Below are 26501 nucleotides of genomic sequence, written 5' to 3'. Positions count from 1 at the left end.
CGACCCTGGCGGCCTGCCGTCGCGGGTGAACAGGCGCCTGTCGCTGGCACTCGCAAGTGCCGAGTGCCAACTTAGCACCCGCACCACGGACGTCAACCAACACGGTCGGATCTGTCAAGACGGGGATCGGCCCGCTCGAACTGCCAGGCGTGCACCGTGCCCGTCACCAGCCCGACAGGCGGGTCCGGCAACGGCGGCCCGACCGTGTCAGCTTCCAGACCACCGCCACCGATGTGCAGAAGGATCACAACAAGACCCGACGACGCCCCGCGCCCCAAATAGATCTCGGCCTCCTGGCCACGCACGGCGACCCAGGCCCAGGCCTCGAGGTCGGCCACCCGACCCTGGGCCGCCCGGGCCTCCCACATCCAGGTGGTCATCCCCGCGCCTGGGGCCCGCCACCGGTGGCGTCAGGGGTCGGCTCGCAGGCACCGCCACCGTTGGCCACCTCGGCCCTCATCGTCACCTCGGCCCTCATCGTCGCCTCGGCTGTCACACACGCCGCGGCACCCTTGGTCGGGTCCATCGCGACCAGATGCTCCGAGACGAGGCGCGCGAAGGCGACGAAGGCATCCCGGTCCGCGGGTGCCAGCGGCGCCAGGACATGGTCGTCAACGGCACGTAACGCGCCCCGCGCCCGGTGGTACTCGCCGATACCCAGCTCCGTGGCGACGATCATCCGCGCCCGCCGGTCGGTCGGCACCGGACGCCGCTCCACCAGCCCGGCGCGCTCCATCTCGTCGATGAGCCGCACCATCACGGTCCGGTCGATGTTGAAGCGGCGGGCCACCTCGATCTGGTTGTGGGCCACCCCCTCGACCGCGGATTCGAGGACGTAGAACCCCTTCATGCCACCGGGGAGCCCACCGACCGCGGCCACCGAGGCCGCCAGGTAGCCGTGGTGGATCTGGCCGACGATCCACCGCAGGTCGTGGCGCACGCTGACGGGCAGATCCAGGTCGGCGCCACCCGCCGAGCCGCAGTCATCGCGTGGAGCACAGGCGGAGCCACCAGCAGCCAGGCCGGCTTCCAGCCGCTCCGCAGCCGGCTCCGGACCCCGCGCATCGGCCGACGAAGGCGCCACAGAGGCACCACCCAACGACCGCTCCACGCTCACACAGTACCCCGACCAGTTACCTAGCCGATCATCAACAACTCGTCTGACACACAGATAGGTGTTGACACAGATTATTTTACGGGGCAATCATCTGCATGGACATCTACGCGACAGGTGGCAGGGCGGAGGCAGAGGCAGAGGCAGGCCATGCCGGCGCGGAGCCGCCCAGGCGACGTGTCCGCGTCTGCCCGGGAGCCCGTCGCCAGTCGTTCCTCGCCGCGCGAGCGCCGGCCACGGCCCTCCGGGCCAGCCACCCCGATCCATCCAATGACGATCAAGGAGTTTCCTGGTGCCCAATCTGCTTCACGTCGACTCCAGCTTTGCGCCGGAGGGCTCGGTCTCCCGAAGCGTCGCCGCTGCCTACGTCGAGGCCTGGCGCGAGCACAACCCGGAAGGTTCGGTAACGCACCGCGACCTGGCCGCCACCCCTCCCCCGCACCTGAGCTGGACGCTGGTGTCCAGCGGCTACACCGACCCCGAGCAGCTCACCCCGGAGCAGGCCGAGGCCGTGCGGGTCCGCGAGGAGTACCTCGGCGAGGTCGAGAAGGCGGACGAGTACGTCGTCTCCGTCCCGATGTACAACTACTCGTACCCGTCGACGATCAAGGCCTGGCTGGACCAGATCATCGTCATGGGGCGCACCACGCCCGGTGAGGCCGGTGGCGGTGTGCTCGCCGGCAAGAAGGTCACCGTCGTGACCGCGCAGGGCGGTTCCTACGCGCCCGGCACACCCAAGGAGGGCTGGGACCACCAGGTCCCCTACCTGCGGCACGCCTTCGAAGCCCTCGGCGCCGACAACATCGAGTTCATCACCGTCGTGATGACCCTCGCGCCGGTCAACCCGGCGCTCGCGGAGTTCAAGGACCTCTTCGCGGCTTCCCTCGACTCCGCCGAGCAGGCCGCCCGGCGCCGCGCCACGAGCGGCTGAGCCGTCGCCGCCACAGACCGGACCTTCCGTCAGCGGATCGCGGTCCAGGCAGGACCGCGATCCGGGCGGAACCTCGCAGTCGCCCTGGCGCCGTGGCCATCCAGAGATCCGCTCAGAGCGCCAGAGCGGAGGTCGCCGCAAGCTCCAGCGACGACGGTGCCACACCTGCTTCCACCCGCAGCGAGCCGAGCGCGGCCACCATCGCGCCGTTGTCGGTGCACAGGCCCGGCCGCGGCACCCGCAGGGTGATGCCCGCGGCCTCACACCGCAGGGCCGCAAGCGCCCGCAGCCGGCTGTTCGCGGCGACACCGCCGCCGATCACCAGCGTGTCGACGCCATGGGCGCGGCAGGCGGCGACCGCCTTCGCGGTCAGCACGTCCGCGACCGCTTCCTGGAACGACGCCGCGACGTCCGCCACCGGCACCGGCTCCCCGGACCGCCGCCGTGCCTCGACCCAGCGCGCCACGGCGGTCTTGAGGCCGGAGAAGGAGAAGTCGAAGGTTCCGTCCCCGGCCTTGGCCCGGGGGAAGGGGATGTCCGCCCGTCCCGCCCGGGCCGCCGCGTCAATCGGCGGACCGCCCGGGAACGGCATGCCGAGCAGGCGAGCGACCTTGTCGTAGGCCTCGCCCGCGGCATCGTCCACCGTGGCACCGAGCGGCACCACCGGTTCGGTCGCGAGATCGGGTACCAGCAGCAGCGAGCTGTGCCCCCCGGAGACCAGCAGTGCCACGGACGGACGCGGCAGCGGGCCGTGCTCAAGCGTGTCCACGGCGACGTGGGCGGCGAGGTGGTGCACGCCGTGCAGCGGGACGCCGAGGGCGAGCGCGTACGCCTTCGCCGCCGCGACGCCCACCAGCAGTGCCCCGGCCAGCCCCGGTCCAGCTGTCACCGCGACGGCGTCCACATCACGGTGCCGCAGGCCGGCCTGGCCCAGCGCCCGCTCGATCGTCGGGACCATCGCCTCCAGGTGCGCGCGGGCCGCGATCTCGGGTACGACACCTCCGTAGCGGGCATGCTCGTCGACCGACGACGCGAGCGCGTCGGCGAGCAGGACCCCGCCACGGACCAGGCCGACTCCGGTCTCGTCGCAGGACGTCTCGATGCCAAGCACGAGCGGGCTGTCCCTGCTCGTCATCCTTTGCCTCCCACCACCACCGGCGACGCCGACGCGCGACCGGCCACCCAGCGAACCACCGCCCAGGTACGAACCACCGCCCAGGCGCGAACCGTCACGATGCCGCCCTGTCCCGGGCGATCGCGGCCTCGATGCGGTCCAGCAACGCCCCGTACCCGACGGTGTCGATCGGGCGGGCCCTCATGACATACGCGTCCCCGCCCGAAGGCTGGTAGTAGCCCCGGCGGACACCGAGATCCACGAAGCCCAGGCCGGCGTACAGCGCTCGGGCCGCGACGTTGTCCGTCCGGACCTCCAGCCCGCAGCTGCGCGCGCCACGACGGCGAGCCTCCCGGAGCTGGGCGATCATCAGCCGGGCTCCGAGACGCCGGCCACGCATCTCCGGCACGACACCGATGGTCTGGATGTAGGACTCGTCCCCCTGAAGGGCGAGACCCGAATATCCGACGATCGACCCGGCCGAGACCGCCACCAGATAGTTCCGGCTGTCACCCTGCGCAAGCTCGGACCAGAAGAGCTCGGCCGACCACGGATCGAGGTCGAAGACCCGCCGCTCGATCGATGCGATCCCGGCCAGATGCCACCAGCGCATGGGCAGCAGGTCGACGTCGCCGGTGCCTGGAGACGGACTCACAGCCACCGCGGTCAACCCGCCGTCGCCCCGGCGGCCGCCGGGGCGACGGCCCCAGCCTCCGTTGCCGCCGTGACGGACTTGGGCGGACGAGGCTCGGCCGCGTCGGGCCGCCGCAGGTAGAGCGGCACCAGCGGTCCCGGTGCACGGCCATCGAGGATGGCCGCCGCCGCGACCCGGACGAGGAGCGGCGGCGCCGGACAGATCGACTCACCGGCCGGACCGGCATGACCGGGCTGGCCGGGCTGGCCGGACTCACCGACGAGGGGCGTCACGGGCTCGAAGGAGGCGAAGGCCTCGGGATACAGCGCGACACCGGGACCCACCACCCGGCGCACCCCTGCCGCGAGCAGATCCGCCGCGACGGCGGCGGGCGCGCCGACGGCAGGCTCCCCCTGGCGCGTTCCGTCCTGGTAGCGGGCCCAGAACACCTCACGACGGCGGGCGTCGGTCACGACCCCCACCGGGCCCGCGGTCCCGAGGCCGATGCCGTCCAGCGAGCAGACGCCGTGTGCCGGGATACCGAGCGCCGCTGCGAAGGCCGACCCGGTCACCATGCCCACCCGAAGGCTGGTGAAGGGCCCCGGGCCCACGCCGACGACGACCGCGGCCACGTCGGGCGGCCGGACCCCGGCTTCGGTGAGGACGGCGCTCATCATGGGCGCCAGCAGCTCACCATGGCGGCGGGCGTCCCACGCGGATCTCTCCGCGAGCACCCGCTCGGGCCCCGACCCGACAGCCGCCGAGGCCGGTGCGCCCAGCTCGACCAGCGCGACCGTGCAGGCCGCCGTCGAGGTGTCCAGCGCCAGGACCAGCATCTGTCCAGCCTACGGACCCGCCGGACGCCCCTGGCGCCCGGCACGCCCGGCGTCCGGGCACCCGATCGATCCGTACCCGAACCATCTGCCCGACCGCCGGCGCACCAGGACCTCCGAGCGTCTGCCCCGACTCCCTCCGACTCCCGAAACACGGGCCGGCCGACGCCTTCCGCGGGAATTTCCACCGGCCTCCGGGAGCGCGTTTCCGAACATCCACGCACACCGGCACGGCCAGAAAAAAGGATATGACCGTCAGGAATATCTGCGGAAATTCAGAGAATGCCGTGCGAGCCGCCGCCGGTGAACGCGGGCGAGCCGTGAACGAACCGCGACCGGCCGCCGCACGCGGAGCGGTCCGCCCCCGCCGGCCGACCCGGGAAATCACAACGGACAACCAGCCGACGACCGGCGGCCGGTGTGCCGGGCTCGGTGTACCCGGCTCAGTGGCTGCGGCGGGCCGGGCCACCCGAGGGACGGTGCCGGATCCGCGGATCGACGCCGATCGACGGCAGGCCTGCGATCGGCGGTAGACCCGCGCGGCCGTGGACCGACGAGGTGACAGCGCCCGTGGTCCGCGGCGGACGGCCCAGGCGAGCGGAGCCCGCCAGCGGGCCGGTGGGCGCCGGAACCGTGGGCGCCGGAACGGTGGGCGCCGGAACGGTGGGCATCCGCGGTGCCGCCGGACTGTGCGCGGGAACACCCAACGCCGGCGGGAACGATGAGCGCAACGGGCTCCAGCCCGTGTAGCCGAGCATCCGCAGCGCCGAGGCGGTGAGCTTCTGCGCGACCTGCTCCACCGACCAGCCGAGAGTGTCCAGCAGGTCGACGATCACACGCTCGTCGAAGACCGAAGCCCACAACAGGACCGCGTACTCGGCCTCCTGCGGCGGCAGCAAGCCGGTCTCGGCCAGCCCGACCAGCACCGGTGCGAGCACCTCGTGCAGCCTGGAGACCAGGTCGTCCTGCCCCCGCAGCCGGGCGAGGTAGCCCTGCGCGGAGCGCACGTGCACCGCGGCCCGACCCCACCGGGCGACCGAGCGGACCCAGACCTCGCAGACCACCTCGAAGTTGCCGAGGTGGTCGTCACCGGTCGACAGGGCTCGGATGTCGGTCACCAGGACGTCGATGAGCTGCAGGTAGTAGACGTCGAGCGCGTCGTGGACGTCTGTGAAGTGCCGATAGGCGGTCGCCGTCGACACTCCGGCCTCGGCCGCGAGATCCACCAGGCTGAAACGGCGTCCGTTGCGCGCGAGGAGTCGCCCCACCGCGTCGAGAAGGTCACGCCGGCTGGCCAGGAAGTCGCTTCGGGTCCTGCGGGACCGGGCCGAGCGCTCAGCCGGAGCCTCTACAAGGTCGACAGCGGTGCTGCTGCGCACGCGCGCCCCTCTCACGGCCACAACTGGCCATCAACGGATTCTCGCGGTCATGACACGGGTGGGCCGCCGCATGCATGAACTTCGCGCCTACGCCGCCAATATAGCGGAACAACTCATCAACTACGGAACGTTGACTGTTTGTCCTTACGGGCCGCTTGCCGCGACACAACCAGCCGCGAGGCGGTATGGGAGCAGGCCTGGACCAGGCATTAACCGGGGGATACGCGATCTTAACATGATCTAGGACACCGAGGGCTGAGCCATGGTTCACCTGCGGTGACGGTCCTCATTCCGGAACTCGTCAGGGATTAACTACCGGCAAGAAGGCCCAATGTTCCCGGAATCACTTTCCCGCTTACCCGAACATGCCCACCCGAAAAGGTGCTACGGCACCGGCGGGCCACCCCCGGGCCGGCGGGCGCCGCCCGCGGGGGCGGCCCGGTTCACCACATCCGAGGGCCTCGACGCCGGCCAGTCCCCCGATCCGCCGCCGACGGGCGCCCTCAGGACGCCACGGCATGGACTACTTCGTGGGCTCCGCCGCCCGCGGGACGTAGCCCGCGTCGCGCCGCCGCACGCCGCCGCGAGGCGCTTCCTCTCCGCATCGCACGGCTCCCGGCAAGCACCGACCGGCCCACCGCGGCAGCCGACCACCCGACGCCAACAGGTCGACGACTTTGACTCGGACGAACTCGGGCACCAGAGCAGGTCCCCCGCCGAGCGGACGTCCACACGGTCCCGCCGATGGCACAAGCCGGCTAACGCCCGCGGAGGGAGGGGCTGCCTCCGCGGGTTGGGACGAACGTGCAGGTCAGCGCGGCGCCAGGCCGAGCGAGGCCAGACGCCGCGCCCAGTCGGCCCCGGCTGGGCGCAGGCGCACCCGCCGCACCTCGCCCGCCTCGTCACCCGCGGGCCGGCTTATCTCGATCCGCAGATGGGCACCCGCCAGCTGCTCCACCAACCCGGAGCCCCACTCGACGACGGTGACCGACTGTGCGAGGTCGGCGTCCAGGTCGAGATCGTCCACCTCCGCCACCCCGCCCAGCCGATAGGCGTCCACGTGGACCAGCGGCAGACGGCCGTCCGGGTGGACTCGGGCCAGGACGAACGTCGGTGAGGTGACCTGCGCCCGAACCCCCAGGCCCGCCGCAAGGCCCTGCACGAAGACCGTCTTCCCGGCGCCCAGCGGACCGTCGAGAATGATCAGATCACCGGGCTGCAGTACCGGTGCGAGCCGCGCTCCGATCGCCCGCATGCCGTCAGGATCCTCGGCCACGATCTCCGGAGCGACCGGCGTGGGAGGCGGCTGCGCCGACGTGGCGGATGTGCCGGGCGTGGCGGGCGTGGTCATCGGGTCGGGTCCGTTCCTGGTCGTGGCCCGGCCGGTTGGAGCACGGGCGGTGCGGCGCGGGCGGCGGGCGGCGCACCCCCGGGGCGCCTACCGCTCAGGTCACGGGCTCACTTGCCCGGGGACCCGGTGCCGCGGGTACCCGGACACGTTCCACCAGGCCGCGGATGACCTCGTTGGTGACGGCAGGGCATTCCAGCATGATCGCGTGCCCGGGACCGGGCTCGATCCGCAGCTCGGCGTCGGGCAGCAGACGGGCGAGGACACGGCTGTGCTCGACCGGTGTCATGAGATCACTGTCGCCGACCAGGATGACAGTCGGGGTGCCGCGAAGACCCGCCACGGCCGCTACCTTGTCATGGTCGAGGAGGGTGGACATGAAGGCCGCCATCACCGGGATCGGCGTGTCCCCGACCATCTCCTCGAGGAACGAGACGACCGACGGCGGCACCTCGGTCGAGCCGAAGGCGATGCGGCGGGTGATCTCCCAGGAGAAGTCACTGCCACGCCGACGCGCCCGCTCGAACAGCACGGGCGCACGCTGCATGCCGCCCAGCAGTGGCGGCAGCACCCGATGGACCCCTCCGGCGAGCAGCGACGGCACGCCGAAGGTCAGCCGGGGCAGCTCGCCCGCGCTGGTCGACAGCAGCGCCACGCCCACCACCCTGTCCCGGAACAGCTCGGGATGGGTGCCAGTCAGCGCCATGATCGTCATACCGCCCATGGAGTGACCGATCAGCACGATCGGCCCCGTGGGAATCCGCTCGGTCAGCACCTGGTGCAGGTCGGCGGCGAGCTGGTCAATGGTGCAGTTGCCTGCCTCGGAGGGCCCGGAGCGCCCATGCGCCCGCTGGTCGTAGAACACCATCGGCCCCAGATCCCGCAGCGCACGGTGCTGGAACACCCACGAGTCGCTGTTCACGCAGAAGCCGTGGACGAAGACCAGGGTCGGCGCACCGGCGTCGTTCGCCGCGCTCGGCCGTGGCTCCTGGGCGGTCTCCTCGACATACAGCGCGACGCCATCCGACGCTGTGATGACCGTCGAGACCCGCCCGCCGATGGGCCCGACGCCGTCATCGTCGGGTAGATCCGGCACGGCGCGATGCCGGCGGACGGTACGCCGCTCGCTGATCAGGCCCGCCGCCAGCACCGCGCCGACGAGGCCGGCGGTTCCACCCCGGCGCGCGGCGCGGGATCCCACGACCGCCCCGGCAGCCCGCGCGGCCGCCCGGGCCACGCCACCCGTGACAGCGGGTACCCCGGCCAGGCCGGAGCGGTGGGAACGACCGGGGGCATCGCCGACATCGGTGCCACCGCTCGCGGCTGGGACACCCACCATCGTCCGCCCACCTCTCCACTCCACCGGATCCACTCGACTGGATCCATCCGGCCGGATCCAGCCCACCGGAAGTCGCGCGTACACCAACTGTCGCGCGCGCACCAATAGCGGCACGACACACCGGTATGCCCGATGGTGCCATCCCGCCGGGTGTCACGCCACGCGTCCGCCGGGTCGGACACTCCGGTCCGATCCGGCCACGCAGGCGGTCGGCCTGCACAAACGCGCAAGTAGAAGGACCGGCGCGACCCGGCAGAAAGACGACAGAGGATCAACAAGATCCATAAGGACCTGACCCAGATCCTCCGCTAGCGTTGAACACGTCGGGCCATGCGGTTGTGACCAGGGGAGGCCTCGTGAAGTTGCGGTGGCGCAAGAGCAAGCCGGCGACGTCGCCCGCGTACGGCGGCGGCGCTGTCGACGTCGATGACGACCTCGAGGACGACCTCGAGGACGACCTCGAGCTGGGCTCGGGTCTCGGCGCTGCGGGAGCGGCGAGCCCCGCCCCGGCCGCGGGCGGGCCGGTCATGCTGACGTTGACGACGCGCGCGGAGATCGAGCAGGCCGCCGAGCGTGCGGCCAACCCGCAGCCGGTCCGTCGCCGGATGGAGCGTGGGATGTTCGGTGGTGCCGCCACCGGCCACTCCCATGACGGCGGTTCCGGCGGTTCCTGCGGCAGCGGCGGCTGCGGCTGCTGACCGGCGGCCGCGGCCGCTGACACAGGGCGGCAGCGGCCGCTGCTGACGCGGTAAGTGCCACCGGGGCGGCCAGCGCGCTGTTGAGGCGCCAGCGCCGCTGGTGCCGCCGATGGCTGTGCGGGGGCTGCGATCCGGTCGGCGCGCCGGGCCGGATCAGCCTCCGGTGTAGACCCGTGGGACTCGAGCGCCGACCCGGGTGACGATCTCGTAGTTGATGGTGCCGAGCACGCGGGCCCAGTCGTCAGAGGTCGGCTCACCGTGGTGGCCCGGCCCGAAAAGCACGACGTCGTCGCCGGCAGCCACCGGGTCGACGCCCACATCCACCACGAACTGGTCCATGCACACGGTGCCGGCGATGCGGCGGCGCCGGCCACCGAGCAGAACCTCGGCCGTGTTGGTCGCCGCGCGGGGGATTCCGTCGGCATAGCCGAGGGGGATGACGGCGAGATTGGTCTCGGAGCGCGTCGTGTACCGGTGCGCGTAGGAGACCCCTGTCCCCTCCGGGACCCGCTTCACCAGCGCGGTGGTGGCCCGAAGGGTCATCGCGGGGCGCAGCCCGAACGCCGAGGGCGGCCCGACCTCGGGCCCGGGCGACAGGCCGTACACCGACACGCCCGGGCGGACCATGTCGAAATGCGCCTCCGGGGTGATCAGCGTCGCCGCCGAGTTCGCCAGATGCCGGATCTGCGGGTTCAGGCCGGCCTTGCGCGCCACGTCCATCGCGTCACCGAACCGACCGATCTGCGACTGCACGGTCGGGTGCCCGGGGTCGTCGGCGAAGGCGAAGTGGCTCCAGACCCCGACGACGTCGAGGAGCCCCTCCCCTTCCAGGGCCGCGGCCGTGTCGCACAGGTTCGGCCAGTCCTCCGCGGTGGCACCGGCGCGCCCGAGACCCGTGTCGACCTTCAGGTGCACTCGTGCGGCTCTGCCGACCTGCCGCGCGGCCGCGGCGAGCTCGGCAAGTGCCCAGGTCGCCGACGCGGACAGGTCGATGTCGGCGGCAAGCCCGGCGGCCAGCCGCTCACCCGGGGCGGCCAGCCAGGAGAAGATCGGGGCGTTGATCCCGGCGGCGCGCAAGCTGAGCGCCTCCTCCAGGAACGCGGTGCCCAGCCAGCCCGCCCCGGCGTCCAGCGCCGCCCGCGCGCAGGGCACCATGCCGTGGCCGTAACCGTCGGCCTTGACCACGGCCATGGTCGTCGCGTTCCGTGCCCGGACTACCAGCGCCGCCACCGAATCGCGAACAGCGTCAAGATCGATGGCCGCGTACGCGCGCGGCAGGTGCGACTGGCTCACGCCTCGACGCTAGCAAGCAGGTCCCCGATGGTCGCTGTGAGCAGTGCCGGAATGTCGCTGGCAGCCAGCGGGCGCGGGCCCCGCCCGGCCGCGAGGCCATGCAGGTGGGCGCCCGCCGCGGCCGCCCACACCGGTGCCAGACCCGCGGCCAGCAGGGATCCGGTCAGCCCGGTGAGGACGTCGCCGGACCCGGCCGTTCCCAGCCACGGCGTGCCGGTCAGGTTGACGAACGACTCGCCGCCGGCGCCAGCGACGATGGTTCGGTCCCCTTTGAGCAGCACCGTCGCACCGAGCTCGGCGGCTGCCCGGCGAACGGTGCCCAGCCGATCCGCGGCGAGGCGGGCCGGCACAGCGGAGGCGTCCCAACCCAGGGCGGTGGCGACCAGACGGGCGAATTCGCCCTCGTGCGGCGTCAGGACGACCTCGTTCGTCCCGTCCTGGGCGGTTCGCTCCCGCAGCAGGGTGGGCCGGTCGGCGACAACGGCGGCGAGTGGCTCCAAAGCGCCGGCGTCGGCCAGCAACGGGACGTCGGTGCGCTCCAGCAGTGCCGTCACGAGCCGTCCCGTGGTCTCGTCCGCCGGCAGGCCTGGCCCGATCGCCCAAGCCTGAACCCTGCCCACACCAAGCGCCGCGTCGGCGTCCCCGGGCTCGATCACCGTCACCACCGCCTCGGGGTGCGCGCGCAGGACGTGATCGGCGGCCCGCGCCTGCGCTGCCACCCGGAGGTAGCCCGCTCCCCCGCGCAACGCTCCACCGACGGCCAACACGGCCGCGCCGGGATAGCGGTCGCTGCCGCCGACGAGCCCGAGGACGCCCCGGGTGTACTTCGAATCGGTGGCCACCGGCACCGGCAGCAGCCGGGCCACGTCACCGTCCCGCAATGCGCGCAGATCGGCGGCGGGCAGCGCCAGCCCGATGTCGACCAGCTCGACCTGGCCCGTGTGCGTCGAGCCGGGTCCCACCAGCAGGCCCCGCTTGTAGGTGCCGAAGGTGACCGTGCTGCTGGCCCGCACGGCGCCGTCAGCCACCGCGCCGGTGTCGGCGTCGACACCGCTGGGCACGTCGACGGCAACCGTGCGCGCGGTGGGCGTCAGGCGGGTGAGCGCCGCGTACGGATCGCGTAGCGCGCCCCGGCCGCCGATACCCAGCAGACCGTCCAGCACGATGTCCGCCGAGGCGAGCAGCTCCGCGGCCCGGTCACCGCCCAGCCCGTCAGGGCTCGCACCACCGCGGGAATCGCCAGCACGCGAACCGCCACCGCGCGAACCAGCGGCGCCCGAACCGGCACCGCGTGCGCCGGACTCGGGCGGACCGGTGCGGTACAGGCGGCCACCCGCGGCGAGCAGGGCCGCCGTGCCCTCGGGATGGGTCCGTCCCGGTGCCAGTGCATGGACAACCGCGCCCCGCGCGGCGAGCCGGGCACCGGCCCACAGCGCGTCGCCACCGTTGTCGCCGCCACCGGCGAGGACGACGACCCGGGCTCCGTAAACCCGGCCCAGGCGCCGGCCGACATGGGCCACCAATCCGGACACAGCCCGTTGCATGAGGGCACCTGCGGGCAGCGTGGCAAGCAGCGGTGCCTCCGCGGCCCGCACGTCGGCGACGGTGTGCGCTTCGAGCATGGCGCCATGCTCCCGCCTCGGGCACGCCGCTTGCACGCCCGGGCCGGCCGTACGGGTGCGGCGACCCGCCCGGCGGCAGGGCAGCGGAGTCGGCGCGGCGACCCGGCTTCGCGGGCTGCGCTCAGGCAGCCCCGTGCTGACGGCCGTGCCAGGCCACGGTGGCTTCCCAGAGCGCGTCGGCGACGGCGTCACTCTCGTCCGCGGCGTCGAGGAGTGTCTCGACCAGCTCGGCCCGCGGGACGCGGCTCAGGAAGACCCTGATGGCCGCGTGCACGGGATCGTCGGCGAAGAGCTCCTCGCCGTGGCCTTCCTCGTCGTCATCGTCGTCGGCCATTCCGGCCGACCCGGTGGCAACCAGGGCGACCGCTACGGCATGACGACAGAACACCCCGCCCACACTGTCGGAGCACGTACAGGTCGAGCCTGGGCCATCGTCGCCAGCCACCAGGCTGACCTGCTGGTGACCGTCGTCATCGACGGTGCCCGACGCGTTGGTGGGACGGATCCGGAGCTGCTCCACCCGGCCGAGCAGAGCAAGGCTGACGCCTTCCATGAAGACGGCCGTGCCAGCCCTCTGGGCACAGGCACGTTCCTCGAAGGCGGCCTCGAGCGGGGTGACCGCACCCTCGCCGTGGCCGTCACCCTCGGAAGCCGAAATGATCATTCTCTAATCCTACGGAACCGACGCACGTGCGCGCCGGCCAGGTGGGAGGCCACCTTGCCAGGCGTCCGCTCGCGATATATCGTGAGCTTACGCGAGGCAACGCGATTAAAGATCAAGGAGATCATGATGAGTTCGTACGCGATTCCAGGATGGGAAGCCGGCTGGGAGGGTTGGCGCAGGTTCGGCGCCTCCCGGCTGATCGACGCCGCCTACCAGGCGGCGTTCACCGAAACGAACTGCGACCCCGCCCGTGAGCGCCACAGCCGTATGCATGGCGGTCCCGGGCCACGCGACCGAGGTGACCGTGGCGGGCATGGTGGCCGCGGCGGCCGCGGTGGGCGAGGCGGCGCAGGCGGGCCGTTCGGTCCCGGCGGACCGGGCGGGCCCGGGGGCGGCTGGCCGTTCGGCCGCGGCTTTCCGCCCGGCCCCGGGTTCGGCCGCGGGGCAAGGGTTGGCCGCGGTGACGTCCGCGAGGCCCTGCTCGCACTGCTCGCCGAGGAGCCCATGCACGGGTACCAGATGATCGGCGAGCTCGCGAACCGCAGCGGTGGCATGTGGCGGCCGAGCCCTGGTTCGGTCTACCCCGTCCTGTCGATGCTCGCCGACGAGGGCCTGGTCCGCGCCGAGGAGCGGGACGGGCGCCGGGTGTTCCACCTCACCGACACGGGCCGGGCCCACGTCGAGGCCCGTGGCGACGCGCCCAAGCCGTGGGAGACCGCGGCGGCGAGCGCCAACGACGACGTGTCCGCGCTGCGGAACCTGGCCTTCGGGGTCGGCGCGGCGGTGGTGCAGGTCGCCCAGGCCGGCGATGCCAGCCAGATCGCCGCGGCCCGGGAGCTGCTCACCGAGACCCGTCGGAACCTGTACCGCATCCTGGCCGGGGAACCGGCCGGCCCCGAGGCAGCCACGCAGACCGGCGGTGACGCGGGCGCCACCGGCACCGCGCAGCCCGGCTCGACCGACGGCGACGGCGACGGGAACCCGTCCGGTCGGCCCACGAAGGATCTGAGCTGACCGTTCGACGGCGTCGCCACCAGGCGACGCCCGAAAGCCTGGCTCGGTACCGGAGCGGAAACGCGAGCCCCGCCTCCGCTCCGGTACCGCAGGCCCCGGGTGTGCCCCAGCCACTGCCAGGGCACGGCCCGGGCACGGTCCCCCTACTCGACGGTGACGGACTTCGCCAGGTTGCGCGGCTGGTCGACGTCCAGGCCCCGTGCAAGCGCCAGCTCGCAGGCGAAGACCTGCAGCGGCAGGGTCGTGACCAGCGGCGCGAACAGCGAGGACGTCGCCGGCACCCGGATCAGATGATCAGCGTAGGGCTCGACATCGGTGTCGCCGTCCTCGGCGATCACGATCGTGCGCGCCCCGCGGGCCCGGACCTCCTGGATGTTCGACACCACCTTGCCGTGCAGGTTCGCCCGCCCCCGAGGTGAGGGGACCACCACCACGACGGGCAGCCCGGGCTCGATGAGCGCGATGGGGCCGTGCTTCAGCTCGCCCGCCGGGAACCCCTCGGCATGCATGTAGGCCAGTTCCTTGAGCTTGAGCGCGCCCTCGAGGGCGACCGGGTAGCCGACATGGCGGCCGAGGAAGAGCACCGCCTTCGCGTCGGCCAGGCTCCGGGCCAGCTCACGTACCGGCTCGACCGTCCCCAGGGTGCGGCGCACCAGCTCCGGCATGCGCTGTAGCCGGTCCACATAGGCCGCGACCTCGTCGCCGTACAGGACGCCCCTGGTCTGGGCCAGGAACAGACCGACGAGCAGGCAGGCCGCGACCTGCCCCAGGAACGTCTTCGTCGCCGCGACACCGACCTCGGGGCCACAGCGGGTGTACAGGACGGCGTCCGACTCCCGCGGAATCGTCGAGCCGTTGGTGTTGCAGATCGCCAGCACCCGGGCCTTCTGCTCGCGGGCGTGCTTGACCGCCATCAGGGTGTCAAGCGTCTCCCCGCTCTGGCTGATCGCGATGACCAGGGTCGACCGGTCGAGCACCGGATCCCGGTAGCGGAACTCCGAGGCCATCTCGACCTCGCACGGCAGCCGCGTCCAGTGCTCAATGGCGTACTTGGCGATCAGCCCGGCGTGGTAGGCCGTCCCGCAGGCGACGATGAAGACCTTGTCGATGTCGCGAAAGTCCTGGTCAGAGAGACGCTCCTCGTCCAGGACGATCGCGCCCTCGCTGGAAAGCCGCCCGCGCAGGGTGTCAGCGAGCGCCTCGGGCTGCTCGCTGATCTCCTTGAGCATGAAGTACGGGAAGCCGCCCTTCTCCGCCGCGCTCGCGTCCCAGTCGACGTGATACCGACGGCCCTCGACCGGGGTGCCGTCGAAGTCGTAGACGGTCACACCCTCTGGACGGGCCTCGACGACCTGGTCCTGGCCGATCTCCAGCGCCTCCCGGGTGTGCGCGATGAACGCGGAGACATCGCTGGCCAGGAAGGCCTCCCCGACGCCGAGACCGACGACGAGCGGGCTGTTACGGCGCGCCCCGACCACCACGCCGGGATGGTCCCGATGCAGGACGACCAGCGTGAAGGCGCCCCTCAGCCGGCGGCACACCACCCGAAGGGCCTCGGTGACCGGGTGCTCCGACGCGACCGGCTGTCCAAACCCCGACGACACGGACCCCGACGACACCGATGACGCCGCGGGGCCCGCGGCGGCCGCACGGGCGATCTCGATCTCCAGCAGATGTGCGACGACCTCGGTGTCGGTCTCGCTGCTCAGCTCATGGCCCGCGGCCTCGAGTTCCGATCGCAGCTCGGCGAAGTTCTCGATGATCCCGTTGTGGATCACGGCTACCGCACCGGTGCAGTCGGTGTGGGGGTGCGCGTTCACGTCGGTGGGACCGCCATGGGTCGCCCACCGGGTGTGCCCCATGCCCGTCGTGCCGGGCATCTGCTCGCCGCTCTCGTCGAGGACCTTCTCCAGATTCGCCAGCCGGCCGGCGCGGCGCGCGGTACGCAGCACCCCACCGCCGACGACGGCGACGCCCGCCGAGTCGTAGCCGCGGTATTCCAACCGGCGCAGTCCGCTCAGCACGACCTCAAGGGCCGGCTGCTCACCGACGTACCCAATGATCCCGCACATGTTGCTCAGCGTACGCAGTCCGGTCCGGGTACCGCGCATAGACCACTGGGACACCGCGGATGTCGGACGGAAGCCGCGCGCGTCCCGTCACAGCGGGTTGGCGCATCCGCCTGGAAGATCCGCATCAGGAGTGCCCGCCAACGCAGGACGCGCCGGCCAGGTCAGCGCAGGGCACGCTGGACGACATCCGCGAGCCGGTCCGCGAGTGAACGGGCGAGCTGGTCGGTCGGGGCCTCGACCATCACCCGGACCAGCGGCTCGGTGCCCGACGGGCGCAGCAGCACCCGCCCGCTGCCCCCGAGCTCCGCCTCCGCCTCCGCCACCGCGGCGCGCAGCTCCTCCGACGTCCCGGCCCGCGACCGGTCGACCCCGCGAACGTTCACAAGGACCTGCGGCAGCCTGGTCATCACCTTCGCCAGCTCGTCGAGCGGCTGGCCCTTCTCCGCCATCCGGCCGAGAACCTGCAGGGCGGTCAACAGCCCGTCGCCGGTACCGGCGTGGCGCAGGAAGACGACATGGCCGCTCTGCTCGCCACCCAGCGAATAGGAGCCCGAACGCATCGCCTCGAGCACATAGCGGTCCCCGACGGGCGTGGTGACCACGTTGATTCCGGCCTCGCGCATCGCATGGTGGAACCCGAGGTTCGACATGATGGTGACGACCACGGTGCCGTTACCCAGCTCACCGCGCTCGGCGAGCGCCACGGCACAGATGGCCAGGATCTGGTCACCGTCGACGATCTCACCCAGCGCGTCGACGGCCAGGCAGCGGTCGGCGTCACCGTCGTGGGCGATACCCACGTCCGCGCCGTGCAGGCGGACGGCGTCGCGCAGGCTGTCCAGGTGGGTCGCGCCGGAGCGGTCGTTGATGCGCAGGCCGTCGCCGTCCGCGTGCAGGGCGATCACGTCAGCCCCGGCGGCCCGCAGCACCCGGGGCGCGAGGTCGGAGGCGGCGCCCTGGGCGCAGTCCACCACGACCTTCAGGCCCTGCAGGCTGCCCGGCCCGGCGGGCAGGCTCGCGAGCAGGTGGTCGACATAGCCGTTTACGAGCGTGACGTCGTCACGGACCCGACCAACCTCTGCTCCCACCGGGCGGCGGGTGAGCGGGCCGGCCATCCGCCGTTCGATCGCGTCCTCGACCTCGTCGGGCAGTTTGAGGCCCCCGGCGGCGAAGAGCTTGATCCCGTTGTCGGGCATCGGGTTGTGGCTCGCGGACAGCATCACGCCGAGATCGGCGCCCGTCTGCGCGACCACATAGGAGACCACCGGGGTCGGCACCACGCCGATGCGCACGACGTCGGCACCGGAGCTGGCCAGACCGGCCACAACCGCCGCCTCGAGAAACTCGCCGGATGGGCGGGTGTCCCGGCCGACGATGACGACAGGGCGGTGGTCCGCCGACGAGGCGGCCCGGGCCACCGGTACGCCGTCCACCGGCTGCTGCGGGGAGGCGTCCCGCGCGGCGACCTCCTCGACCGCGGCCGAAGCAAGCTCAAGTGCCTGCTGGGCCGTCAGGTCCGCGTTGGCGACGCCACGGACGCCATCGGTACCGAAAAGCCTCGCCATTGAGGCCTCCCCTGAGGTTGCAACGGCACCGGCGGGCGCTGTCAGCACACCGCGCGGAGATCGGCAAAGGACAGATCCGCAAAGGACAATCGCACGCCTACGGCCCGGCAGGATGCACCTGCCGGGCCGGGACACCGACCCGGGCTGTGAGAAACCGCGGGCCGGTGCTGCGTCAGCGCTTGCTGTACTGAGGCGCCTTACGGGCCTTCTTGAGGCCGTACTTCTTGCGCTCCTTGATCCGGGCATCCCGGGTCAGGAAGCCGGCCTTCTTGAGCGCCGGGCGGGACTCCTCGTCGGCGACGATCAGTGCCCGGGCGATGGCCAGGCGCAGCGCGCCCGCCTGCCCCGACACGCCGCCACCGTGCAGGATGGCGACCACGTCGAAGGACTCGGCCCGCTCCAGGATCTTCAGCGGCTCGTTCACGAGCTGCTGGTGGACCTTGTTCGGGAAGTACTCCTCGAGCGTGCGCCCGTTGAGGCTCCAGTTGCCCGTCCCCGGGAGCAGCCGCACCCGGACGACGGCTTCTTTGCGCCGCCCGGTAGCGCGGGGGTTACCCTGGGCGTCGGTCACGACAGCCACGTCGCGTTCCTTCCTTGTCTGAAACCAGAACCGCGACTACTGCGCGACCTGCTTGATCTCGTAGGGGACGGGCTGCTGGGCCTGGTGCGGGTGCGTCGGCCCCGCGTAGACCTTCAGCTTGCTGCCCTGCGCACGACCGAGGCGGTTGTGCGGCAGCATCCCACGGATCGCCCGCTCGACGATCACGTGCGGGCGCGTGTCGAGCAGCTCGCCGTAGGAGGTGCTGCGCAGACCGCCCGGGAAGCCCGAGTGCCGGTGGTACTGGGCCTGCTCGCGCTTGTTGCCGGTCATCGCGACCTTGCCGGCGTTGATGACGACGACGAAGTCACCGGTGTCGATGTGCGGGGCGAAGTACGGCTTGTGCTTGCCGCGCAGGAGCTGGGCAGCCTGGCTGGCCAGCCGACCGAGCACGACGTCGGTGGCATCGATGACGTGCCACGCGCGCTGTACGTCCGCGGGCTTGGGCTGGTACGTGCGCACAGGTCTGCCTTCTCGTTCGGACGATCTCGAGGGGAGATCGTCGGGGTGTCGCCAGCTTGTGCTCCGCGGGGCGCGAAACACCGCGGAGCGAGGTGCACTGCCAGAAGTATGGGCTGACCTCAGCACCATGAGTCCATCAGCATGGAGTTAATCAGCACGCAGTTGAGCATGACCTGATCGACCGGGCTGATCCGCACGAGGCTGGAGGTCCGCAGCAGTCTTTGAGGTTACCAGGCGATCGGTCGTACCGGACCGCAGGCCCCCCGCGACAACGCATGCGACGGCACCGCAGCCGCACACATCCTCCGAGCAGCGCCCCGACATGGGCATATGCCGCGTTCGGATATTCTCACCCGATCCAGCCGGACGCGTCGACCGCGCGCGAGGGTCGAGAACTGTTCCGCAGCCGAGGCCCAACCCGTCACGACAGCGACGATGACATCGGACGCCTCGCCGGCTGCGGGCCTGGGGGGATGAGTGAGGAGGGCACATGCCACCCGAACCCGCGGACAACGAGTCGTTCACAGTGGCCGGCGGCCCGCCCTACCCGGGACCCGCGCCACAGGCCGTTCCTGTGCCCGGGCCGTCGGATCCCGGCTCGCCCGCTCCGTTCGACCTGTCCGGGCAGCCCGGCCAGCCAGGGCCTGACGACGGCGCGCCACCGACCGGCGGCTGGACCCCACCGGTCGATGACCCGCTGTTCGGTCCCATGCCGACCTACGCGACCGGGGCATATCCCCTCGCCGGCCAGCAGCAGGGGGGCTACCCGGTCGCCGGGTATCCGCCCGCGGGCCCCCGGCCCGACCAGGTCGCTGCGGGCTGGCCGGGCGCGGAGCCCTCCTCCGGCGGCATCCGGATCGGGCCGCCGACCGGCGGCCAGCCGGTGGCCGGCGGGGCGGGCCCTGAGCAGACGAAGGGCTACTCCTTCCATCGCCGGGCCGCGACCAGCCCGCTGCCGACGCTGCCAGAGCGTCCGGCGGCTCCTGACGGCGCGACGACCGCGGACCTGTCACCTGCCGCCGGCCGGCCGGCCGGGGCGGACGAAGCCTTCGACGGGCCGGAATCGGAGCACCCGACCGGCCCACTCGCCATCCCCGCGGCCACGCCCTACCCCGAGGACGAACCGCGCCCGCGCCCCCGCACCGCCGCCGGCGGCGAGGCACCCATGGCGGACGGCCGCGGCGATGCCTCGGGGCGTGCCAGGCCAGCCCGTCTGCAGGTCGCGCTGAGCCGCCAGCGGGCCGCCCGGGACGACCAGGACGACCAGTACGGCCCGAACGCGCGGGGCGACGAGGAAGAACCCGAGCTGCCGCCGGAGGCGGCCGGCCGACTCCGGATCCCGGCGGAGTACGCGCCGACGCCGCGCCGACGCCGCCCCCGCGCTCTGGTCGCCGTGGCGACCGCAGTCGTGCTCACCCTCGTCGCTGCGGCCGCGGTGGTCATGCTGACCAGGGGCGACACCTCGGCCACCGAGGACCCCAGGCTCGCGACCCCGACCGTCGACCCGAACTTCATCAACAGCGCCAGCTCCGACTCCCGGCCGGTGGATTCGAACGAGTTCTTCCCGGACAAGGAGGTCACCGTCCAGGGGCGGACGTACACCCGGATCGCCAGCAGTGTCGTCGACGGCTGCCCGGACCTGACCGGAGAGCTCACCACCACGCTGAAGGACGGCCGGTGCACCCAGCTCGTCCGGGCGTTGTACCTGAGTACGCCCGCGGCCGGCGAGAAGCAGGTGCTCGCGGGGATGTCCGTGTTCGTGCTGAACGAGCAGAGCACCGCGCAGTCCGCGGCCACCATCGCGGCTGAGCGCAGGGGCGGCGTCGCGCCGCTGCCGATCCCGGAGGGTTCGGTGCGCGACGCGCGGATCACCGGCCCGAACGGGGACAACTCCTGGCGCGCCGCGATCGCGAGCGGCCACTACATGATCCTCACCCAGCTCGCCTATGTCGACGGCAGCCAGGGCGCGGCCGACGACGTTCCGCTGCGCAGTGCCATCACCGATCTGGGCCTGATCGCCAAGGAGCCCATCGCCCAGCGCATGGTCACCGGCAGCGCGGGCAGCGCGGGCAGCAGCAGTGGCGCCGGAGGCACCGCCCCGACCGGGACCGTCCCGACCGGGACCGTGTCACCCGCGCCGGCTCCGACAGCGAGCGCCAGCACCCGCTGAGCGGCCCGCGCCCGCCAGGCTGCGCGGCGCCCCGGCAGCTCTGCCGGGGCGTGCCCGGCGACATGCAGGCTTCAGCCCGACGCGGACGTCGGGACGCGCACCGCTCGGGTCACCTGGGCCCGGGCCGCGAGCAGCGCGTCTGGCGGGTACCTGACCTCGACCAGTGTCAGGCCGTGGGCAGGCAGCACCGTAACCCCCGAATCACGCACGCCCCGGCCGAGCACGGCGGCCGCCCACTCCGGTCGGCGGCGGCCTTCTCCGACCGCCACGAGCGCCCCGACCAGCGCGCGCACCATCGAGTGGCAGAACGCGTCCGCCTCGACGTCGGCCAGGATGACGCCCTCCACCCGGGAGACGTCCAGGCGCAGCAGGGTCCGCACCGTCGTGGCACCCTCCCGTCGCCGGCAGAACGCGGCGAAGTCGTGCTCCCCCAGCAGCAGCAACGCGGCCTCGGCCATCGCGGGGACGTCCAGCGGGCGCGGGGAGGCCAGTGTGTCGAACCGGCGCAGTGGCTCCGCCCCGAACGGCGCGTCCGTGATCCGGTAGACGTACCGGCGCGACAACGCGGAGAACCGCGCGTCGAAGCCGGCCGGAGCGGGAGCGAGGCCCTTCACCCGGACCGCGCGGTCAAGCACTCCGTTGAGCCTGCGGGCGAGCCCACCGACGGGCGTGCCCGTGGGAAGGTCGACGTGCGCCACCTGGCCGATCGCGTGCACACCGGAGTCGGTGCGGCCCGCGACCGTGAGCCGGACCGCTGGCAGCCTCGCCACCCGCATCAGCGCGTCCTCGACGTCGCCCTGCACGGTGCGCTGGCCCGGCTGGCGCGCCCAGCCGGCGAAGGGCGTGCCGTCGTAGGCGAGGTCCAGCCTTAGTCGGAGCAGTCCGTCGGCCGGGTTCATGAGCGGGCCTCCCCCCTGTGCAACCGTCGGGAGCATCGTCGCGGACTTCTGGCTCACAGAGCTCCATCAGGAGCTCCACCAGCGGCAGAGCAGAAGCCCGCCACCCCATGGGCGACGGGCTTCTGCTGTTACGAACGAACTGCGGTGCGAACTCAGCTCTCCGGCTTCGCGTCGCCCTGTGTGTCGGAGGACACCGCCTCGGAGGATGCGGCCTCGGGCGCGGTGTCAGCGGCCTGCGCCTCGGCCGCGACCGCGGCGGCGGTCGGCGACTCGTTCTTCAGGTCGTCGGCGGCCTCGGCGGTCGCACCGGTCGGCGCCTTGCGGGTCGCGAACCGGGTTCCGCGGGCGCGCTCGGCCTCCGCGACCGCCGACTGGCCGACGGTCAGCGCCTCGACCAGCTCGATGCGCGCCATCGGGGCGGCGTCGCCACGGCGCGGGCCCAGCTTCACGATGCGGGTGTATCCACCGTTACGGTCCGCGTAGCGCGGGCCGATCTCCGTGAAGAGCGTGTGGACGACCGAGTTGTTCCGGACGACCCGCATGACCCTGCGCCGTGCGTGCAGGTCACCGCGCTTCGCGTGGGTGACCAGGCGCTCGGCGTAGGGGCGCAGCCGGCGCGCCTTGGCCTCAGTGGTCGTGATGCCACCGTGCTCGAACAGCGCGGTGGCGAGGTTGGCCAGCAGCAGCCGCTCATGTGCGGGACTACCGCCGAGCCGGGCGCCCTTGGTTGGCGTGGGCATGATGGGTGCTCCTCGTTCCTTTCGCTGTTCTCCGGGCGCCGCCGGGAAGCACGGCTGGGCTCCCGGTCGACGTACGCCCGGGGCTCCGACCGAATCGGGGCCCCGGGGCGCACGGTCGGATCAGTACTGTTCGGTCTCGACGAACTCGCGACCGTCGTCAGACGGGTCGGAGAACGACGGGTTGTACGTGTCGGTGCCATAGGTGTCGACCGCCTGGCGCGGGTCGAACCCGGGCGGGGAGTCCTTGAGCTGCAGGCCCATGGCACCCAGCTTCGTCTTCACCTCGTCGATCGACTTCTGCCCGAAGTTGCGGATGTCGAGCAGATCCGCCTCGCTGCGGGACACCAGCTCACCGATGGTGTGGATGCCCTCGCGCTTGAGGCAGTTGTAGGAGCGGACGGTCAGATCCATCTCCTCGATCGGCAGCGCCAGGTCGGCGGCCAGGGCGGCGTCCGCCGCGGACGGGCCGATGTCGACACCCTCCGCCTCGGCGTTGAGCTCCTGAGCCAGCCCGAACAGGCCGACGAGGGTCTTGCCGGCGCTGGCCATCGCATCGCGCGGCGAGATCGACTGCTTGGTCTCGACGTCGACGATGAGCCGGTCGAAGTCCGTGCGCTGCTCGACACGGGTCGCCTCGACCTTGTAGGTGACCTTCAGCACCGGCGAGTAGATCGAGTCGATCGGGATGCGCCCGATCTCCTGGCCCGGCTGCTTGTTCTGCGCGGCGCTGACATAGCCACGGCCCCGCTCGACGGTCAGCTCGATCTCGAGCTTGCCCTTGTCGTTGAGGGTGGCCAGGTGCAGGTCGGGGTTGTGCACCTCGACGCCGGCCGGCGGGGCGATGTCCGCCGCGGTGACGTCACCGGGGCCCTGCTTGCGCAGGTACATCACCGTCGGCTCGTCGTTGTCGGAGCTGACGACCAGTTCCTTCAGGTTCAGGATCAGGTCGGTGACGTCCTCCTTCACCCCGGGGACCGTCGAGAACTCGTGGAGGACACCGTCCACCCGGATACTCGTCACGGAGGCGCCCGGGATCGAGGACAGCAGCGTGCGGCGCAGCGAGTTCCCGAGGGTGTAGCCGAAGCCCGGCTCCAGAGGCTCGATCACGAAACGTGACCGGAACTCCGTGATCGGATCCTCGACGAGGGTGGGACGCTGAGCAATCAGCATGAGATCTTCCTTCCGGACACGGCGACCGCCATATGACGCCGTGAGACCCCCAACGGGGCTGGCACAGGGACATCCGTCCATCCCCGTGCCTGTCAACAGTACGCCGGGTCACCGACGGAGCGGGATGAGCCCCGGACCGGGTACCGACGCGAATCCGGCGCCGACACAGGGCCGGCGCCGGATCTCACGACTACTTCGAGTAGAGCTCGACGATCAGCTGCTCCTGCACCTGGGTGTCGATCACCTGGCGCGCGGGCAGCGAGTGGACGAGCAGCCGCATCTGGCTCGGGATGGCCTCGATCCACGGCGGGACGGTACGCCCGGTCCCCGCGGTCTCACGGGCCACGATGAACGGCGTGAGCTCACGCGACTTCGGCGCGATCTCAACGATGTCGTTCTCGGTGACCCGGTAGCTCGGGATGTCGACCTTGCGCCCGTTGACCTGCACGTGACCGTGCCGGACGGCCTGGCGCGCGGCGTCGCGGGACGGCGCGAAGCCACCCCGGTAAACCACGTTGTCGAGCCGGGACTCGAGGATCTTCAGCAGCTCGTCACCGGTCTTGCCGGCACGGCGGTTCGCCTCGTCGTAGTAGCCCCGGAACTGCTTCTCCAGCACCCCGTAGATGCGCGCGCACTTCTGCTTCTCGCGCTTCTGGAGCAGGTACTCGGAGTCCTTGGTGCGCCCGCGGCCGTGCTCGCCCGGCGGGTACGGCCGGATCTCGATCGGGCACTTCGGGGTCTCGCACTTGCTGCCCTTGAGGAACAGCTTCGTCTTCTCGCGGCGGCAACGCTTGCAGTCCGCGCCGGTGTAACGGGCCATGCTCGTCCTTCTCTCTCGTATCCCTGGCGCGGAGCTCAGACCCGGCGACGCTTCGGCGGGCGGCAGCCGTTGTGCGGGGTGGGGGTGACGTCCTGGATCGCGCCGACTTCCAGGCCAGCGGCCTGCAGCGAACGGATCGCGGTCTCCCGGCCGGAGCCGGGGCCCTTGACGAAGACGTCAACCTTGCGCATCCCGTGCTCCTGCGCCTTGCGGGCCGCGTTCTCGGCGGCCATCTGCGCGGCATACGGGGTGGACTTGCGGGAGCCCTTGAAGCCGACGTGGCCGGCCGAGGCCCAGGAGATCACGTTGCCACTGGGGTCCGTGATCGAGACGATCGTGTTGTTGAACGTGCTCTTGATGTGAGCATGCCCGTGGGCGACGTTCTTCTTTTCCTTGCGCCGGACTTTCTTGACGCCGGCGGCGCGTGTCTTGGGAGGCATAACCCGTGGTCTCCGTCTACGAGGTCGTCGGTCAGCGGTCGTGACGCCCGGGCCGGCGCGAAAGCGAAAGTGGCCCGAGCAGAACCGATGACTACTTCTTGCCGGCCTTCTTCTTCCCGGCGATGGCGCGGCGCGGGCCCTTGCGGGTACGCGCGTTGGTGTGCGTCCGCTGGCCGTGGACGGGAAGGTTGCGGCGGTGACGGAGACCCTGGTAGCAGCCGATCTCCATCTTGCGGCGAATGTCCTGCTTGATCTCGCGGTTGAGGTCACCCTCGACGCGGTAGTTCGCGTCGATCCACTCCCGGAGCTTCTGGACCTCTTCGTCGGTGAGGTCGCGAACCCGGGTGTCCGGGTTGACGCCGGTGGCGGCGAGAGTCTCCTTGGAACGGCTGCGGCCGATCCCGAAGATGTAGGTCAGTGCGATCTCGACCCGCTTCTCGCGGGGAAGGTCGACACCTGACAGGCGTGCCATTACGCGATGGTTCCTTCCTGCATCCGGAGGTCTCGGGCGACACCGCCCTCGCCGGGACGACCACGCCTTGACGGCGGAAATCAGCCCGTAGTCGACGAGGCCCCGGCCTCCGACCGGGGGTGGAACCGCATGATGCGGTCTGGTGTCGCTTCTGCTGGCAGGCTTACCTGCCGATTGGCGGCGGCGAGCTCAGGCCCGCCGCCAGTGAGCCTTTTCCATCTCACGGTGCACGGCCAAGGGGCCGCAGCTCCGGGTCTACGATGGAAAACGCTCAGTCATCAGCCCTGACGCTGCTTGTGACGCAGGTTGTCGCAGATGACCATGACACGCCCGTGACGGCGGATCACCTTGCACTTGTCGCAGATCTTCTTGACGCTCGGCTTGACCTTCACGGCCGCGAGAACCTCCACACGCAGCTGTGGGCCGCGCTTACTGGTGGGATGACGACTACTTGTAGCGGTAGACGATGCGACCGCGGGACAGGTCGTATGGCGAGAGCTCCACCACCACCCGGTCCTCCGGGAGGATACGGATGTAGTGCTGGCGCATCTTGCCACTGATGTGGGCGAGAACGCGATGACCGTTCTGGAGCTCCACCCGGAACATCGCGTTCGGGAGCGGCTCCACTACTCGGCCTTCGATCTCGATGGCCCCGTCCTTCTTCGGCATGTCCTCCGCTGTCCTGACGTCGACGCTTGGGATGACGGACCCTGACCCGTATGGACCGGCGCCGCACCCCAGAGAGCGCCACGCGAGCTCATCGCGCCAGGTCACTGCGCGGGCCCGCCGTGTGAACGACGAACACCGACAACGCTTGAGACCGTCGACTCCTGAGTGTACGTGCCCGGCTCGTCAAGGGCCAACAGGGGGCCCGCCGACCTCAGCCGGCGCCCTCGTGACCGTCGACCATCCCGGGCGACCAACCCGTCGAGGCGTCCGCGGGCCGTGTCGTCCCGGCGGCCGCGCGGGGTCAGCCGGTCGGGGCGTCAGCCGGCTGACCGCAGGCAACACCGAGCGCGGCGAACCGCGCCACGCCACCATCCGGCTCGGTCAGGACCCACGGCCCACGCCGGAGTCACCGCCACCGAGTGCTCGGTGTGGCAGCGAGCG

The 26501-nt window shown here is 71.7% G+C and carries 27 protein-coding genes and 1 pseudogene; 4 read left to right on the top strand and 24 right to left on the bottom strand.

The features are described from left to right. Positions 1 to 92: 92 nt before the first annotated feature. Together FREUN1FDRAFT_RS18145 and FREUN1FDRAFT_RS18140 are read right to left on the bottom strand one after the other, a co-directional pair. The gene (locus tag FREUN1FDRAFT_RS18145; RefSeq protein ID WP_006541583.1) at positions 93 to 380 is read right to left on the bottom strand and encodes a hypothetical protein; all 288 of its coding nucleotides are present in this window, start codon (positions 378 to 380) and stop codon (positions 93 to 95) included. After that, positions 377 to 1084 carry a MarR family winged helix-turn-helix transcriptional regulator gene (locus FREUN1FDRAFT_RS18140; protein WP_232295257.1) on the bottom strand — a complete coding sequence of 236 codons (708 nt, stop codon included), beginning with the start codon at positions 1082 to 1084 and terminating at the stop codon, positions 377 to 379. Before FREUN1FDRAFT_RS18140 ends, FREUN1FDRAFT_RS18145 begins: the two co-directional genes overlap by 4 nt. 322 nt (positions 1085 to 1406) lie before the next feature. On the opposite strand from FREUN1FDRAFT_RS18140, the gene FREUN1FDRAFT_RS18135 reads away from it, so the two are divergent. Further along, positions 1407 to 2045, top strand: coding sequence for an FMN-dependent NADH-azoreductase (locus FREUN1FDRAFT_RS18135; protein WP_006541581.1), 639 nt, complete (start codon positions 1407 to 1409; stop codon positions 2043 to 2045). A 112-nt stretch (positions 2046 to 2157) separates the two neighbouring features. Here the strand turns inward: FREUN1FDRAFT_RS18135 and tsaD are convergent, their stop codons facing one another. The 6 genes from tsaD to FREUN1FDRAFT_RS18105 form a co-directional block, all read right to left on the bottom strand. Continuing rightward, entirely contained in the window at positions 2158 to 3180 is a 1023-nt protein-coding gene (tsaD, locus tag FREUN1FDRAFT_RS18130) for a tRNA (adenosine(37)-N6)-threonylcarbamoyltransferase complex transferase subunit TsaD (RefSeq protein WP_006541580.1), read from the bottom strand. Positions 3181 to 3274: 94 nt separating this feature from the next. Further along, positions 3275 to 3772, bottom strand: coding sequence for a ribosomal protein S18-alanine N-acetyltransferase (gene rimI, locus FREUN1FDRAFT_RS18125; protein WP_050795917.1), 498 nt, complete (start codon positions 3770 to 3772; stop codon positions 3275 to 3277). Positions 3773 to 3825: 53 nt separating this feature from the next. Further along, on the bottom strand, positions 3826 to 4629 hold the full coding sequence (tsaB, locus tag FREUN1FDRAFT_RS18120) for a tRNA (adenosine(37)-N6)-threonylcarbamoyltransferase complex dimerization subunit type 1 TsaB (RefSeq protein WP_006541578.1): 804 nt from the start codon (positions 4627 to 4629) through the stop codon (positions 3826 to 3828). Positions 4630 to 5069: 440 nt separating this feature from the next. After that, the gene (locus FREUN1FDRAFT_RS18115) at positions 5070 to 6005 is read right to left on the bottom strand and encodes a TetR/AcrR family transcriptional regulator (RefSeq protein ID WP_006541577.1); all 936 of its coding nucleotides are present in this window, start codon (positions 6003 to 6005) and stop codon (positions 5070 to 5072) included. A gap of 811 nt (positions 6006 to 6816) precedes the next feature. Then, entirely contained in the window at positions 6817 to 7260 is a 444-nt protein-coding gene (gene tsaE, locus FREUN1FDRAFT_RS18110) for a tRNA (adenosine(37)-N6)-threonylcarbamoyltransferase complex ATPase subunit type 1 TsaE (RefSeq protein WP_006541576.1), read from the bottom strand. Positions 7261 to 7450: 190 nt separating this feature from the next. Continuing rightward, positions 7451 to 8692, bottom strand: a complete 1242-nt coding sequence (locus tag FREUN1FDRAFT_RS18105; protein ID WP_006541575.1) for an alpha/beta fold hydrolase — start codon at positions 8690 to 8692, stop codon at positions 7451 to 7453. A gap of 356 nt (positions 8693 to 9048) precedes the next feature. Here FREUN1FDRAFT_RS18105 and FREUN1FDRAFT_RS18100 point away from each other — a divergent pair, with 356 nt between their 5' ends. Then, on the top strand, positions 9049 to 9390 hold the full coding sequence (locus FREUN1FDRAFT_RS18100) for a hypothetical protein (protein ID WP_006541574.1): 342 nt from the start codon (positions 9049 to 9051) through the stop codon (positions 9388 to 9390). Positions 9391 to 9543: 153 nt separating this feature from the next. Here the strand turns inward: FREUN1FDRAFT_RS18100 and alr are convergent, their stop codons facing one another. From alr to FREUN1FDRAFT_RS18085, 3 genes are all read right to left on the bottom strand, one after another. Next, positions 9544 to 10683 carry an alanine racemase gene (alr, locus tag FREUN1FDRAFT_RS18095; protein WP_006541573.1) on the bottom strand — a complete coding sequence of 380 codons (1140 nt, stop codon included), beginning with the start codon at positions 10681 to 10683 and terminating at the stop codon, positions 9544 to 9546. Next, positions 10680 to 12305, bottom strand: coding sequence for an NAD(P)H-hydrate dehydratase (locus FREUN1FDRAFT_RS18090; protein ID WP_006541572.1), 1626 nt, complete (start codon positions 12303 to 12305; stop codon positions 10680 to 10682). The genes alr and FREUN1FDRAFT_RS18090 overlap by 4 nt, the downstream gene beginning before the upstream one ends. Positions 12306 to 12426: 121 nt before the next feature. Beyond that, positions 12427 to 12969 (bottom strand): SWIM zinc finger domain-containing protein, encoded by a 543-nt coding sequence (locus tag FREUN1FDRAFT_RS18085; RefSeq protein WP_006541571.1) that lies wholly within the window; start codon positions 12967 to 12969, stop codon positions 12427 to 12429. A gap of 126 nt (positions 12970 to 13095) precedes the next feature. Between FREUN1FDRAFT_RS18085 and FREUN1FDRAFT_RS18080 the strand changes: the two genes are divergently transcribed. After that, a complete protein-coding gene (locus FREUN1FDRAFT_RS18080; protein WP_006541570.1) occupies positions 13096 to 13983 on the top strand; it encodes a PadR family transcriptional regulator in 888 nt (295 codons plus the stop codon). 143 nt (positions 13984 to 14126) lie between these two features. Here FREUN1FDRAFT_RS18080 and glmS read toward each other — a convergent pair whose 3' ends face one another. The 4 genes from glmS to rplM all read right to left on the bottom strand — a co-directional run bounded on the left by glmS (position 14127) and on the right by rplM (position 18680). Further along, complete coding sequence (glmS, locus tag FREUN1FDRAFT_RS18075) at positions 14127 to 16055, bottom strand: glutamine--fructose-6-phosphate transaminase (isomerizing) (RefSeq protein ID WP_035952161.1); 1929 nt, start codon at positions 16053 to 16055, stop codon at positions 14127 to 14129. A gap of 161 nt (positions 16056 to 16216) precedes the next feature. Further along, positions 16217 to 17620: a phosphoglucosamine mutase gene (gene glmM, locus FREUN1FDRAFT_RS18070; protein ID WP_006541568.1), complete on the bottom strand. Its 1404-nt coding sequence runs from the start codon at positions 17618 to 17620 to the stop codon at positions 16217 to 16219. 172 nt (positions 17621 to 17792) lie between these two features. Then, the gene (rpsI, locus tag FREUN1FDRAFT_RS18065; RefSeq protein ID WP_006541567.1) at positions 17793 to 18200 is read right to left on the bottom strand and encodes a 30S ribosomal protein S9; all 408 of its coding nucleotides are present in this window, start codon (positions 18198 to 18200) and stop codon (positions 17793 to 17795) included. A 36-nt stretch (positions 18201 to 18236) separates the two neighbouring features. After that, positions 18237 to 18680, bottom strand: coding sequence for a 50S ribosomal protein L13 (gene rplM, locus FREUN1FDRAFT_RS18060; RefSeq protein WP_006541566.1), 444 nt, complete (start codon positions 18678 to 18680; stop codon positions 18237 to 18239). Positions 18681 to 19170: 490 nt separating this feature from the next. On the opposite strand from rplM, the gene FREUN1FDRAFT_RS39910 reads away from it, so the two are divergent. Then, positions 19171 to 20850, top strand: coding sequence for a hypothetical protein (locus FREUN1FDRAFT_RS39910; protein WP_006541565.1), 1680 nt, complete (start codon positions 19171 to 19173; stop codon positions 20848 to 20850). A gap of 71 nt (positions 20851 to 20921) precedes the next feature. Here FREUN1FDRAFT_RS39910 and truA read toward each other — a convergent pair whose 3' ends face one another. From truA to FREUN1FDRAFT_RS46470, 9 genes and pseudogenes are all read right to left on the bottom strand, one after another. Continuing rightward, complete coding sequence (gene truA, locus FREUN1FDRAFT_RS18050) at positions 20922 to 21749, bottom strand: tRNA pseudouridine(38-40) synthase TruA (RefSeq protein WP_006541564.1); 828 nt, start codon at positions 21747 to 21749, stop codon at positions 20922 to 20924. Between the two features lie 152 nt (positions 21750 to 21901). Next, entirely contained in the window at positions 21902 to 22489 is a 588-nt protein-coding gene (gene rplQ / locus FREUN1FDRAFT_RS18045) for a 50S ribosomal protein L17 (RefSeq protein ID WP_006541563.1), read from the bottom strand. 120 nt (positions 22490 to 22609) lie between these two features. Further along, positions 22610 to 23659 (bottom strand): DNA-directed RNA polymerase subunit alpha, encoded by a 1050-nt coding sequence (locus FREUN1FDRAFT_RS18040; protein WP_006541562.1) that lies wholly within the window; start codon positions 23657 to 23659, stop codon positions 22610 to 22612. 190 nt (positions 23660 to 23849) lie between these two features. Next, positions 23850 to 24479, bottom strand: coding sequence for a 30S ribosomal protein S4 (rpsD, locus tag FREUN1FDRAFT_RS18035; protein ID WP_006541561.1), 630 nt, complete (start codon positions 24477 to 24479; stop codon positions 23850 to 23852). A gap of 35 nt (positions 24480 to 24514) precedes the next feature. Continuing rightward, positions 24515 to 24919, bottom strand: a complete 405-nt coding sequence (rpsK, locus tag FREUN1FDRAFT_RS18030) for a 30S ribosomal protein S11 (protein ID WP_006541560.1) — start codon at positions 24917 to 24919, stop codon at positions 24515 to 24517. Between the two features lie 91 nt (positions 24920 to 25010). Beyond that, positions 25011 to 25391, bottom strand: a complete 381-nt coding sequence (rpsM, locus tag FREUN1FDRAFT_RS18025) for a 30S ribosomal protein S13 (protein ID WP_006541559.1) — start codon at positions 25389 to 25391, stop codon at positions 25011 to 25013. A 278-nt stretch (positions 25392 to 25669) separates the two neighbouring features. Then, positions 25670 to 25783 carry a 50S ribosomal protein L36 gene (gene rpmJ, locus FREUN1FDRAFT_RS18020; RefSeq protein WP_003956441.1) on the bottom strand — a complete coding sequence of 38 codons (114 nt, stop codon included), beginning with the start codon at positions 25781 to 25783 and terminating at the stop codon, positions 25670 to 25672. 55 nt (positions 25784 to 25838) lie between these two features. Beyond that, positions 25839 to 26060, bottom strand: coding sequence for a translation initiation factor IF-1 (gene infA, locus FREUN1FDRAFT_RS18015; protein ID WP_006541558.1), 222 nt, complete (start codon positions 26058 to 26060; stop codon positions 25839 to 25841). A 301-nt stretch (positions 26061 to 26361) separates the two neighbouring features. Next, positions 26362 to 26501: pseudogene (locus tag FREUN1FDRAFT_RS46470) on the bottom strand (type I methionyl aminopeptidase); the annotation flags it as partial.

This window comes from Parafrankia sp. EUN1f, assembly GCF_000177675.1.
Taxonomy (GTDB): domain Bacteria; phylum Actinomycetota; class Actinomycetes; order Frankiales; family Frankiaceae; genus Parafrankia.
This window is presented reverse-complemented; position numbering and strand designations above follow the sequence as displayed.